This is a genomic window from Bradyrhizobium sp. SZCCHNR1098, assembly GCF_032489375.1.
Classification (GTDB): Bacteria; Pseudomonadota; Alphaproteobacteria; order Rhizobiales; family Xanthobacteraceae; genus Bradyrhizobium.
Genome location: NZ_JAUEXY010000010.1, coordinates 173,158 through 186,583, shown reverse-complemented (window position 1 = coordinate 186,583; position 13,426 = coordinate 173,158). Strand labels below are relative to the sequence as shown.

Here is a 13,426-nt window from a genome sequence, read left to right as displayed (position 1 = left end):
CTGTCGTTCGGGGATGTCATCACCGCAAACCGCTGTTCAATGTCCGCGTGAACGTTGCAGATGAAGCGGAGCAAGGTCCACCCGCTTTCCGTCGGCGCAGACGTCGCGCTCTACCACGTATCTCTTGGCCGCGAGACCAGCTCGATCATGCGGCCTTCGTCCTCATCCGGCATCGCCGCCTTCGCCCGCGCATAGGCATCGACGGCTGCCTGGGCCATGATGGGACGCTCACCAAGCAGCTCCTCGGCGAGCTGCAGCGCATAGGCTGCATCCTTGTGACGGAGCGCCGCCGTGAAGCTGGCATCGGCAAAGTTGCGCGCGATCATGCGCGGCGCGTGGCGCAGAACCTGCGGGCTCGCCGCGACGCCGCCCTGGATCGCCTCCAGCACGAGCCCCATGTCGAGGCCGGCCTGCTCGGCGATCGCAAGGCCTTCGGCGAGACCTGCGATCTGCATCGCGCCAAGCAGGTTGTTGATCAGCTTGTAGACTGTCCCGGCGCCCACGGGCCCGAAATGGCGAATGGTCGAGCCGATCGGCGCCAGATACGGCCGCGCGCGGTCGAGATCGGCGGCGTCGGCGCCGACCAGCAAGGTCAGCTTGCCGCTCGCGGCCGCGTCGGGCAGCCCGGTCACCGGGCAGTCGAGATAGGTCACGCCGCGCGCATCCAGCTCGCGCGACAGGCGCAACGCATGGTCGCGCGAGACGGTCGAGCATTCGATCGCGATCGTGCCGACCCGCATGGTGGCCGCGGCGCCATCCGGCCCGAGCCACACCGCGCGCGAGGCGTCGTCATCAGCCACCATCGTAACGACCGCATCGGCATCGATTGCCGCATCAGCTGGCGAGGTCGACCAGCGCGCGCCGCGCGCGATCAGATCCTCCGCCTTCGCCCGGCTGCGATTCCAGACTGCGACGGAATAGCCTGCGTCGAGATAACGACCGGCCATGCCATGGCCCATGCGCCCGAGCCCGATGAAGGCAACGCGCACCACGCTCAATCGACGTCCTCGATCGCAGCGCCTGGCGTCGTGCCGAACGCGCGCTGCGCCAGGGTCGCTGCCATGAACTCGTCGAGATCGCCGTCGAGCACGCCGGCGGTGTCGGACGTCTGCACGCCGGTGCGCAGATCCTTCACCATCTGATACGGCTGCAGCACGTAGGAACGGATCTGGTGACCCCAGCCGATCTCGGTCTTGGCTGCCTGATCGGCTGCCGCCTTCTCCTCGCGCTTCTTGAGCTCGATCTCGTAGAGCCGCGCGCGCAGCATGTCCCAGGCCTGAGCGCGGTTCTTGTGCTGTGAGCGACCGGCCTGACAGACCACGGCAACGCCGGTCGGGATGTGCGTCAGCCGCACCGCCGATTCGGTCTTGTTGACGTGCTGGCCGCCGGCGCCGCCCGACCGCATCGTGTCGACCCGGACATCGGACTCCTTGATGTCGATCTTGATGCTGTCGTCGATGACCGGGAAGATCTGCACCGAAGAGAACGAGGTGTGCCGCCGCGCATTCGAATCGAACGGCGAGATTCGGACCAGGCGATGCACGCCGGCTTCCGTCTTCAGCCAGCCATAGGCGTTATGGCCGGAGATCTGGATGGTCGCGGACTTGATGCCGGCTTCTTCACCCAGCGATTCTTCGAGATACTCGACCTTGAAGCCGTGGGTCTCGGCCCAGCGCGTGTACATGCGCAGCAGCATCTGCGCCCAGTCCTGGCTCTCGGTGCCGCCAGCGCCGGCATGGACCTCGAGATAGGTGTCGAACTTGTCGGCCTCGCCGGACAGCAGCGCCTCGAGCTCGCGCCGCGCGACCTCCCTCTTCAGCTCCTTGAGCGCATTCTCGGCTTCAGTGACGACCCCCGGATCGTTCTCGGCCTCGCCGAGCTCGATCATCTCGATGTTGTCGCTGAGCTCACGCTCGACCTTGCCAATGCCTGTCAGCGAATCCTCCAGCGAGGTCCGCTCCTGCATCAGCCGCTGAGCTTTTTGGGGGTCGTTCCAGAGATTGGGATCTTCGGCGAGCTTGTTCAGCTCAGCGAGCCTTGCCGTCGATGTCTCGACGTCAAAGATGCCTCCTCAGCAGCCCGACCGACTGCTTGATCTCTTCTACGATTTTCTCGATTTCGGCGCGCATGTCGCTCTCTTCAGGCCACGGCTCGAAGCGCCGCGGCATCATCTCTCACTGGGGGATGTAACGGCGCTCGGCGCAAAGCGCAATCGCTCTGCACCGCACCAGCACTGTTTCGCCGGCCTAGTAGAGGCTCCCGGTACCCGGACGGATGATGAAGCTGCCCGCATCAAGCTGGCCGCCGCCCTGCGACGGCATCACACGTCCATCGGCGTCGGCGACACCGATGACCGAGTAGTTGTCCGGCGGCGCCGTACCAGGCTTGAACGCCTCCATGATGGTACGGCCGCCGTCGCCCGGGCTCGCCCGCATGCCGGTCTTGGCGTCGACACGCACCAGCTTGATGCCGGCCGGGATCTTGAAGGGCGTGGCCGGCTTGTCGGCCAGCGCGAGCTTCATGAAATCTTTTGCGATCGGCGCGGCCAGATGACCGCCGGTCGCAGCATTACCCTTACCGAGCGGCCGCGGCTTGTCGTAACCCATGTAGATCGCGACGGCGAGGTCCGGCGAGAAGCCGACGAACCATGCGTCCTTGGCCTCGTTGGTGGTGCCGGTCTTGCCGGCGATCGGCTTGCCGACCTCCCTGAGCACGGTTGCGGTACCCGCCTGCACCACACCCTCGAGCATCGAGGTGATCTGATAGGCGGTCATCGAATCCAGCACCTGCTCGCGGCGGTCGACCAGTTGCGGCTCGCTCTGGTTCTTCCAGCCGTCCGGCGCGTCGCAGCCGCGGCACTCGCGGGCATCATGCTTGAAGATGGTGTGGCCGTAGCGATCCTGGATCCGGTCGATCAACGTCGGCTTCACCCGGCGGCCGCCATTGGCCATCATCGAATAGGCCGTGACCATGCGCATGGCCGTGGTTTCGCCCGCACCGAGTGCGTAGGACAGGTAATTCGGCAGTTCGTCATAGACTCCGAACCGTTTGGCATACTCGGAAATCAGCGGCATGCCGACGTCCTGCGCGAGACGCACGGTCACCGTGTTCAGCGACAGGCGCAGCGCGTTGCGCAAGGTCGTGGGCCCGAGATACTTGCCGTTGGTAAAGTTTTCGGGGCGCCAGACCTGGCCACCCTGCCCCTGGTCGATCTCGATCGGTGCGTCGACGACCTGGGTCGACGGCGTATAGCCGTTGTCGAGCGCTGACGAATAGACGATCGGCTTAAATGACGATCCGGGCTGCCGGTAGGCCTGCGTTGCGCGGTTGAACTGGCTCTGGTCGAAGGAGAAGCCGCCGACCATCGCGAGCACACGGCCCGTATTCGGATCCATGGCGACCATCGCGCCGGACACTTCGGGCAGTTGCTCGAGGCGATACTGGCCTTCGACCGGATTGCCTTCCTTGTACAGCGGATCCGCATAGATCACGTCGCCCGGCTGCAGCACCTGGGCGACCGACGTCGGCACCTTGCCACGGCCATTGGCCGTCGCAGCCCGCGCCCATTTCACGCCGTCGAGCGTGATCAGGCCAGTCTGGCGCTCCTTGCTGACGGCGCCGCCGAGCTCGCGCGGCGGCTGGAAGCCGATGCGGGCAGACTGATCGCTGGTCTCGAGTACCACGGCCATCCGCCACGGTGAGATGTCCGAGAGCGATTTGATGTCCGCGAGCTTCACGCCCCAGTCGCCCGAAGTATCGAGCTTGGAGACAGGCCCGCGATAGCCCTGCTCCTGGTCGTACCTCACGAGTCCGGCGACCATGGCCTTGCGCGCCATGACCTGGATCTTCGGATCGAGCGTCGTCCGGACGGACAGGCCGCCCTCGTAGAGCTTCTTCTCGCCATAACGCTCGAAGATGTCACGGCGCACTTCCTCGGCGAAATATTCACCTGCAAAGATGTGGGCGCCGGTGTTGCGGCTCGCGATCGTCAGCGGGTCCTTGCGCGCCTTGTCGGCGTCGGCCTGCTTGATCCAGCCGTTCTCAAGCAGACGATCGACGACGTAGTTGCGGCGCTCGATGGCGCGGTCGCGATTCCGGATCGGATGCAGGCTGCCCGGCATCTTCGGCAGAGCCGCCAGATAGGCGGCCTCGGCCACCGTCAGCTCGTTGACCGACTTGTCGAAATAGACCAGCGACGCCGCGGCGATGCCGTAGGCGCCGGAGCCGAGATAGATCTCGTTGAGATAGAGCTCGAGAATCTTGTCCTTCGAGTAGGTGCGCTCGATGCGCATCGCCAGCAGCGCTTCCTTGATCTTGCGGGCGAACGACACCTCGTTGGTCAGCAGGAAGTTCTTGGCGACCTGCTGCGTGATCGTCGAGGCACCCTGCGGGCGGCGATTCGAGCCGAAGTTCTGGGCGTAGACCACGGCAGCGCGCGCCATGCCGGTGAAGTCGATGCCGCCATGCTCGTAGAAGTTCTTGTCCTCGGCGGCGAGGAAGGCGTTGATGACGAGCTTGGGAACCGCCTGGATCGGCAGGTACAGCCGACGCTCCCGGGCATATTCACCGACCAGCGAGCCGTCGGCCGCGTGCACGCGCGTCATCACCGGCGGCTCATAATCCTGCAGCTGGGAGTAATCAGGCAGGTCCTTGGAAAAATGCCAGATCAGGCCGGCCGCTGCTGCCACACCGACCAGGAACAAGACGGTACCGGCCGCGAACAGGAAGCCCAAAAACCGCACCAGAAAGCGCATCGGCGAATATCCGTTCCAACTCTTGTTTCGTCTCTCGGCTCGGACGCGGCGCACCCACGGGCGCTACCGCCAAAAATCACACGGTCGGCTGCAATGCCGCGTGACCCATGCCAGAGAAACGCACGGTCAAGCCTATCAGCGGTCAAGCCTATCACAAGTCTGCCGAGAAGGAATCTTCACTGATTCCGGGTGCCTCGCAGCACGTTTATAGGGATGTTGCTGTGGCCAAACTAGGGCTTTGCGCGTACCGGCCCCGGCTTGTCCGGCCTGTCGGGGCCCGCATTGGCGATGCGCTTGGTCAGAAAGGCATCGATCGCCCGCGCCATTGCGTCCGCCGTGCGCGACCGCCATGCGTCGGAGACCAAGTTTCCCATATCGCCCTTATTGGAGACATAGCCGAGTTCGACCAGCACGGATGGCACGTCGGGCGCCTTGAGCACGCGGAAACCAGCCGATTTGAGCGGGCGCTTGTGCATATGCACCGCCGTCTTCATGTCGTTCATCAGCAGACGGGCGAACCGGTTGGAAAACGTCCGCGTTTCCCGGCGGGCCAGATCGATCAGGATGTCGGCCACGTCAGCCGGCTCCTCCGTCAGATTGACCCCGCCGATCTGGTCGGCGCGGTTCTCGGCCTCGGCCAGCCGTTCCGCCTCGACGTCGGACGCCTTGTCGGACAGCGTGTAGATGGTCGCGCCCTGCGCAGTGCCCTCACCTCGCGGCAGCGCATCGGCGTGGATGGAGACGAACAGCGCCGCCGACTGCTTCTGGGCGATGCGGACCCGGTCTCCGAGCGGGATGAAGGTGTCGTCGTCGCGGGTCATGACCACGCGGAACTTGCCCGACCGTTCCAGCCGGTCGCGCAGCGCCTGGCCGAAGGCGAGCACCAGATTCTTCTCCGGCACCTCCCCGCCCTGTGTGCCGTAGTCGACGCCACCATGACCGGGGTCGATCACGATCACGGGCCGGGTGTCCGGCGGGCCATCCGTCGGAGGGGGGGCGATGGCAACCGTGGTCGGCGGCGGCCGGACTGCCGGCGGCGCAGGGTTTCCTGCGACAGCGACCGACGCCGTCGCCGAACTCGAATCGGCAGGCCTGGCGGCAAGACGACTGTCGCTGCCGATGGCGCGGGCGAAGGTCGCCTCGTCGACCTCCTCCAGTTCGAGCACCAGCCGCGGCGGCTGACCGTTGGCGGCATCAAGCACCGTGGAGTTGGCGATTCGGGCCGGGCCGGTGAGATCGAACACGATGCGGGACCCACCGGGCATCACCATCCCATAGCGGAACGCCTTCACCAAACCCCGGCCGCTGGTCCCGGCTCCGGTGGGCAGATGAAAGCTGACCTGGGGCAGGTCGACGACGACGCGATAGGGTTCGCTGAGCAGGAAGGCTCGAAACGGCACCGTCCGGTCGAGATCGAGCACGAATCGGGTCTGTCGGGAATCGCCGGCGACCCGCGCATCGGTGGCGATCGGGAACCCTGGCCCGACCACGGCAGGCGGCACCTGGCCGACCGGCCCGCTCTGGGCGCGGGCCGGAATGACGGCCGCACATAACATTTGCGTGACGCACAGCGACGCGCATCCCAGCAAAGAAAGGTAATTCGCCCGGCCAGCTGCCAAATCGATGCCTCCGCGGGATGGTCTTACCGCAACCAATCCCAGGGGTTAACCGCCAAATTTTGTCATTTTCGTTAAAGGCCACCGATTGTTGCGGTTCCGCGACGCTTCGCTTGCGCGACCTGACCATTCCTCGTATGTACGAAGGGCTGAAGGCTAATCCTTACTGCCGGTTGTGTCGCGTTCAACCTCCCGGTGAAACGCCGGAAGCTTCGTGATCGGGGTGCTCGGTATCGGGTCCTCGATCGTGGCGGAGATTCCAGCGCCTTTCCGACGCTCCACCAAAGCCTGCGCGATCCCGCGCGGCCGCAACGGAGAGCCGGTCACGAGCCGAGTGGCGCCTGTCAGGCGCCTCCTCGCAGAGACCGCCCGGGCACCAGGTCAGACACGGTATAGCCTGATACCGCACCCGTGACAGGGTGGGTATTCGATCCAGGCAAGCGTTTCGGCGCAATCTGGCCTTCGGCAACAGAGCAAGGCGGCACCCGCTGCCGCCCACGTATTCCAGACGGGCCGACGCTTGATGCGCCAGACTGAGTTGCCAACCATGACCAGCGGACGATCCGCGCCGATGCGGGGCCAGACCCCTGCCCGGCCAATCGCCCCGCTGGCATCAGGGTTGGCGCGGCGCGACCAGCTGCGTTTAGGCCTTCCCCTCACCCCCGAATCAGGTGGACCGTCGCGTCATCCGACAGCGCGCCACGCGCTCGCGGCCAATCGCGCCCGTCGCCTCCAAGAGTTCCAATATGCCCAACAAGATGTTGATCGATGCTACCCACCCGGAAGAGACCCGGGTCGTTGTCGTCCGCGGCAACCGCGTCGAGGAATTTGATTTCGAAACGGCCCAACGCAAGCAGCTCCGCGGCAACATCTACCTGGCCAAGGTTACCCGCGTTGAGCCCTCGCTGCAGGCCGCCTTCGTCGAGTATGGCGGCAACCGCCACGGCTTCCTGGCCTTCAGCGAAATCCATCCGGACTATTATCAGATCCCGGTCGCCGACCGGCAGGCTCTGATCGAGGCCGAGGAGCGCGCGCATCGCGAAGCCGAAGAGGAAAGCGAGAACCGCTCCAATCGCCGCCGCAACCGGCACCGCAGTTCGCGACGCCGCGGCAGCGGCGAACGGGTTCAGAGCGAGATCGTCGAGGCCGCCGAGGCAGGCCTCCCTGCCCAGACCCAAGGGCATGAGGCCGACCACGAGGCGCATGAGCACCACGCCTATGCGCAGGACGACGATCGGCCGCACGCCGACGCGACCGATCCCAGCGAGGCGCAGGGCTTCTCCGAGGGCCCGGTCAAGGCTCAGGGTCAGGACGCGCCGGGCGAAGCTCACCACGGTGCAGCCGACGAATCGCGCGACCAGGCCGACGAGCCGCATGATGCCGTCGCCGCGCAGGACCGTGTGGCGGCTGCCGAACAGCCCGCCGGCGAAGCCGCGGACACCGCGGTCGCGCAGAACGGCGACGCGACCTCTGCCGAGGCGGCCAGTCCCGCTGTCGCCGCGGAAGAGCACGACGAAGAACATGACCATGCAAGCCATGATCATGACGAGCATGGTCATGACGAACATGACCATGACGACCATGACCATGACCATGACCGTCACGATCACGATCACGACGAACATGATCACCACGATGACGGCGCGCCCGTAGCCGAGCATGACGGCAACGGCGTCACGATCGTGCCGGGCGACGACAACGGCGCCGAATCGGGGTCCGGCGACCACGAGGACGACGAGGACGACGGCGAGGAGATCGAGGAAGAGCTCGTTGAATCCGTCGGCGGCGATGACGTGCTGGAAGAAGTGCCTGAGCGCACCTTCCGCCCGCGCCGCCAGTACAAGATCCAGGAGGTCATCAAGCGCCGCCAGGTGATGCTGGTGCAGGTCGTGAAGGAGGAGCGTGGCAACAAGGGCGCCGCGCTGACCACCTATCTGTCGCTGGCCGGCCGCTACGCCGTGCTGATGCCGAACACGGCGCGCGGTGGCGGCATCAGCCGCAAGATCACCTCGGCGCAGGACCGCTCGCGGCTGAAGGAAGTGGTGCAGGACCTCGACGTGCCCGAGGGCATGGGCGTCATCCTGCGCACCGCCGGCGCCAACCGCACCAAGCCCGAGATCAAGCGCGACTTCGAATATCTGCTGCGGCTGTGGGAAACGGTCCGCGACATGACCCTGAAGTCGCAGGCCCCGACCCTGGTCTACGAGGAAGGCTCGCTGATCAAGCGCTCGCTGCGCGACCTCTATAACAAGGAGATCGACGAAATCCTGGTGGCCGGCGAAGCCGGTTACCGCGAGGCGCACGACTTCATGAAGATGCTGATGCCGACCAACGTCCGGGCGGTGAAGCAGTATCGTGACGGCCAGCCGCTGTTCTCGCGCATGGGCGTCGAAAGCCAGCTCGACGCGATGTTCTCGCCGACCGTGCAACTGCGCTCGGGCGGCTACATCGTGCTCAACCAGACCGAGGCGCTGGTCTCGATCGACGTGAACTCCGGCCGCGCCACGCGCGAGCATCACATCGAGGACACCGCGCTCAAGACCAATATGGAAGCCGCCGAGGAAGTGGCGCGCCAGCTCCGGCTGCGCGACCTCGCCGGGCTGATCGTCATCGACTTCATTGACATGGACGAGAAGCGCAACAACCGCTCCGTCGAGCGCAAGCTGTCGGACTGCCTGCGGCAGGATCGCGCGCGCATCCAGGTCGGCCGCATCTCGCATTTCGGTCTGCTAGAGATGTCGCGCCAGCGCATCCGCGCCAGCGTGCTGGAAAGCTCGACCGAGCCGTGCGCGCATTGCGGCGGCACCGGCCACGTGCGCTCGGTATCCTCGGTGGCGCTGCAGCTCTTGCGCAGCCTCGAAGAGACGCTAATGAAGGGCGCGACCCACAACCTCGTGGTCCGCACCCGCACTGAGGTGGCGCTCTACGTGCTCAACCACAAGCGCGGCCATTTGCGCGACCTTGAGAACAGCTTCAAGGTGTCGCTCGCGGTCATCGCCGATCCGACTGTGAGCGGCCAGCAATCCTTCATCATCGATCGCGGCGAGCAGGTGCATACGCTCGAGGCCGCCAAGGCGCTGCTCGCGGCGCAGGCCTCCGCGCCGCCGCTGGTGGCCGAGGAAGTCTTCGACGACGAGGAGACGTTCGACATCGAGACGGAATCCGAGGTCGAGACCGAGGAGACCGAAGGTCTGTCCGAGGACGCCGCCGACGGCAGCGCTGCCGACGGCGAGCGGGACGGCGCGCGCCGCAAGCGGCGACGGCGCCGGCGCGGCCGCGGCGGCGAGACCCGCGAGGGCACGCTGCCTGAAGGAACGGCCGGACTGCAGCCCGCAGAGCCGGGCCTTGCCGCCGAGCAGTCAGCCGAGGACTCCGACGTCGAAGACGACGAGTCGGAGGAACAGCCTGCGTTCGCCCAAGGCGAGCAGACGGATCAGCCTGGCGGTGAGCGGCGTCCGCGCCGGCGTGGACGCCGCGGCGGTCGCCGTCGGCGCGGTGGCGCGGAAGAAGGTCTCGCCGCGTCAATCGGCGACGAGCTCGCGCCGGCTTCGGCATCGGAGGCAGAAGCCGCCGTGGCCGATTTCGACGGCAATGGCGCTTCCCGCCACGACGAGGAAGAACCGGCCGAACCCGCGGCGCCGGTCCATGCGGCGACCGCAACCGAGGCCGATGAGCCCATCGCTGACGCCTCCGTGCCCGTGCCCCAGGCTGCTCCTCGACAACCCGAAGTGCAGCAGACCGAGGCTCCGAAGACGGAATCCGAGAAGACCCCGCGCCGCTCGACGGTTCGCGAGAAGGTCAGCTTCCTCACCGAGCCCAGGCCTGAGAGCGCGGTTTCGGCCGTCAACGTCGCCGAGAGCAGCGCGCCCGCTCCGACTGTCGACGTCGCTGCGTCCGAGCCGGCGGCCACCGATTCCTCGTCCCCTGCGGCCCCCCGCCGGGCCGGCTGGTGGTCCCGCCGTTTCGGTGGCGGGCAGTAAGCCCCCCGCTTTCCGACGCTTCAATGCAAAACGCCCGGCCAGATGGCCGGGCGTTTTCATATGACGTTCTTCCATGGCGCGGAATGCGCCGATCGGCGCCGCCTTCATGACGATGGCGATGACGCCGAACACCGCATGCGACGTATCGTCGATCACGTCCCGCGGCCGCTGACTGCGCTCTCCGCGCGCCATCAGCGCGAAGCCGAACGGGATCGCGAACAGCAGCACCTGCAGGATGTCGCCGCGCCCCAGCGCGCCGACGCCCTGCCCGCCCTACGCGAGCCAGCGGGCGATCCGGGAGACGGCCTCGCGCATGTCCTCGGCCGAACGCGCATAGGAAAAGCGCACGAAGCTGCGGCCGTGGATCGGATCGAAGTCGACGCCCGGCGTGGCCGCAACATGGGTCTCCTCCAGCATCCGCTTGGCGAAGTCGAAGCTGTCGGAGGTGAAGTCGGACACGTCGGCATAGAGGTAGAACGCGCCGTCGGCGGGCAGAAAGCGGGTCAGGCCGGCCTTCGGGAAACCCTCGATCAGGATGCGGCGGTTCTCCTGATAACCGTGCTTGATGGCCTCCATTTCGGTCCGGCCGTCGAACGCCGCTTCCGCAGCGATCTGCGACAGGGTCGGAACCGAAATCGCGAGGTTCTGCTGCAGACGCTCGATCGGCCGCGCCAGCGCATCCGGCACCACCATCCAGCCGATGCGCCAGCCGGTCATGCAGAAGTACTTCGAGAACGAGTTGATGATCAGGGCCTCGCTCGACAGCTCCGCCGCCGTCACCGCCGGAAACGCGTAGTCCAGACCATGATAGATCTCGTCGGAGATGAAGCGGATGCCGGCGTCGCGTGCGGCTGCGATGACACCGCCCAGCGCCTCACGCGACATCATGGTGCCGGTCGGATTGGCGGGACTTGCCACCAGCACGCCCTTCAGCGGCGTCTTTCGATGAACGGCAAGCAGCGCCTCGCCGGTCAGGGCGTGGCGGTTCTCCGCCGTGGTCTCGATCAGCACCGGCTCGCAGCCCAGCGCCGTCAGGATGTGGCGATAGGGCGGATAGCCAGGCACGGTCACGGCCACGCGATCGCCGGGCTCGAACATCGCCAGGAACGCCAGGATGAATCCGGCCGAGGATCCCGTCGTGATCACGATCCGCGCCGGATCGATCTCGCAAGCGTGCGTCTCGCGATAGTGCCGCGCGATTCGCTGTCGCAGCGACAGCAGGCCGAGCGCCGAGGTGTAATCGATGCGTGCCTGATCGAGCGCAGCGTGCGCGGCCGCGATGGCCGCTCGCGGCGCAGGCGCCGCAGGTTGGCCGACCTCCATGTGGATGACATGTCCGCCGCCCGCCTCGATACGCTCAGCCGCAGCCATCACGTCCATCACCATGAACGGCGGAACATTGCTGCGCGCGGACGGCGCCGTCAGGTTGGCGATCCGCTGTTCCAATGTCGGTATCACTGTCGCATCCACCATCGATATCTGCTATTGACCCCGGCTGTTCGGACCCGCTCCGTGAACCGGTCGAGGTCAGCCCATGGGCCTCATTCGCCGCAGATGAGCCGCATTCCGCCGTTTGGTGGGCAATAGCCCGTCTCGAGCCTCGCGCCAATTGCAAAGATCGCCTGATGTCGCTCCGTATCGTGCTTCGCAAGAAACTGTCCGGCGGGCTTGCCGCGGTCGTCGCTGCGGCCGTGACGCTGGCGCCGCTCGCGCCTGCGTCGGCGCAGCAAGGCAAGGGACCGCCGATCCTGCGCGACACCGAGACCGAGGTGCTGCTGCGTGAATATACGCGGCCGATCCTGCGCGTCGCCGGACTCGAAAAGCAGAACATCCAGATGGTCATCATCAACGATGCGTCCTTCAACGCGTTCGTTGCCGACGGCCGCCGCATCTTCGTCAATTACGGCGCCATCCTTCAGTCGGAAAATCCGAACCAGCTGATCGGCGTTCTCGCGCACGAGACCGGCCATCTCGCCGGCGGCCATCTCGCCAAGCTGCGCCAGCAGCTCGCCACTGCCCAGACCCAGATGATCATCGCCACCATTCTCGGCGCCGGCGCCCTCGCCGTCGGCGCGCGCGGTGGCGGCAGCGGCCTCGCCAATGCCGGCGCCGCGACGCTGTCCGCGCCGGGCGAGGTCATCCGCCGCTCGCTGTTGTCGTATCAGCGCCAGCAGGAGGAGAACGCCGACCGTGCGGGGGTGAAATTCCTCACTGCGGCAGCGCAATCGCCGAAGGGCATGTACGAGACGTTCAAGCGCTTCACCAATGAGAGCCTGTTCGCCGCACGTGGCGCCGACCCCTATCTGCAATCACATCCGATGCCGGCCGATCGCGTCGAGGCGCTCGAGGGCCTCGCGCGCCAGAGCCCCTATTGGGACAAGAAGGACGACCCCGCGCTGCAGCTCCGCCACGACATGGTCCGGGCCAAGATCTCGGCCTTCATGGAACGGCCGGACACGGTGGCACGGCGATATCCCTTGTCGGACACCAGCCTGCCCGCCCGCTACGCCAGGGCAATCTCCACCTACCTGCATGGCGACCTGCGCAGCGCCCTGAGCCAGATCGACGCCCTGATCCAGGTGCAGCCCAACAACGCCTATTTCTACGAGGTCCGTGGCCAGGCCCTGCTGGAGGGCGGTCGTCCCACTGAGGCGATCGCCCCGCTGCGCAAGGCGGTGCACCTGTCCAATAACGCTCCGCTCATCGAGATGTTACTTGGTCAGGCCTTGGTGGCATCCGAGAACAAAGCCTACACTGACGAGGCGATCTCGATCCTGCGCGCGGCAGTCGCGCGCGAATCCGAGGCACCGCTCGGCTATTCCCAGCTCGCGATGGCCTATGGCCGCAAGGGCGACTATGCGGAGGCGGATCTCGCCTCGGCGCAGGCCGCCTTCCTGCGTGGCGACAACAAGACGGCGCGCGAGCTTGCCTCGCGTGCGAAAACCCGCTTCGCGGTGGGGTCGCCGGGCTGGGTCAAGGCCGACGACATCGTCACGGCAAAGCCGCTTTCCGGCCAGTAGTGTGTCGGACAGCGGGGGTTGGCGCCCGTTGAAGTTTTGAATTACTGCTATCATCC

The 13,426-nt window shown here is 66.2% G+C and carries 7 protein-coding genes and 1 pseudogene; 2 read left to right on the top strand and 6 right to left on the bottom strand.

Annotated features, from left to right (window positions below):
• Nucleotides 1–110 precede the first annotated feature (110 nt).
• From QX135_RS21865 to QX135_RS21850, 4 genes are all read right to left on the bottom strand, one after another.
• Nucleotides 111–992: an NAD(P)-dependent oxidoreductase gene (locus QX135_RS21865; protein WP_316180191.1), complete on the bottom strand. Its 882-nt coding sequence runs from the start codon at nucleotides 990–992 to the stop codon at nucleotides 111–113.
• Between the two features lie 2 nt (nucleotides 993–994).
• Nucleotides 995–2,129 (bottom strand): peptide chain release factor 2 gene (gene prfB / locus QX135_RS21860; RefSeq protein WP_316159861.1). Its coding sequence is split into 2 segments (ribosomal slippage): nucleotides 995–2,059 and nucleotides 2,061–2,129, totalling 1,134 coding nucleotides; the frame shifts between segments, so codons are not numbered across the junction.
• Between the two features lie 117 nt (nucleotides 2,130–2,246).
• A complete protein-coding gene (locus QX135_RS21855; protein WP_316234275.1) occupies nucleotides 2,247–4,754 on the bottom strand; it encodes a penicillin-binding protein 1A in 2,508 nt (835 codons plus the stop codon).
• Nucleotides 4,755–4,984: 230 nt separating this feature from the next.
• A complete protein-coding gene (locus QX135_RS21850; RefSeq protein ID WP_316180105.1) occupies nucleotides 4,985–6,310 on the bottom strand; it encodes an N-acetylmuramoyl-L-alanine amidase in 1,326 nt (441 codons plus the stop codon).
• Nucleotides 6,311–7,116: 806 nt separating this feature from the next.
• Between QX135_RS21850 and QX135_RS21845 the strand changes: the two genes are divergently transcribed.
• The gene (locus tag QX135_RS21845; protein WP_316180107.1) at nucleotides 7,117–10,350 is read left to right on the top strand and encodes an Rne/Rng family ribonuclease; all 3,234 of its coding nucleotides are present in this window, start codon (nucleotides 7,117–7,119) and stop codon (nucleotides 10,348–10,350) included.
• Between the two features lie 72 nt (nucleotides 10,351–10,422).
• Here QX135_RS21845 and QX135_RS21840 read toward each other — a convergent pair.
• Nucleotides 10,423–10,611: pseudogene (locus tag QX135_RS21840) on the bottom strand (cation:dicarboxylate symporter family transporter); the annotation flags it as partial.
• Between the two features lie 12 nt (nucleotides 10,612–10,623).
• On the bottom strand, nucleotides 10,624–11,823 hold the full coding sequence (locus QX135_RS21835) for a pyridoxal phosphate-dependent aminotransferase (protein ID WP_315755614.1): 1,200 nt from the start codon (nucleotides 11,821–11,823) through the stop codon (nucleotides 10,624–10,626).
• 152 nt (nucleotides 11,824–11,975) lie between these two features.
• Between QX135_RS21835 and QX135_RS21830 the strand changes: the two genes are divergently transcribed.
• On the top strand, nucleotides 11,976–13,370 hold the full coding sequence (locus QX135_RS21830) for a M48 family metalloprotease (RefSeq protein WP_315772228.1): 1,395 nt from the start codon (nucleotides 11,976–11,978) through the stop codon (nucleotides 13,368–13,370).
• Nucleotides 13,371–13,426 lie beyond the last annotated feature (56 nt).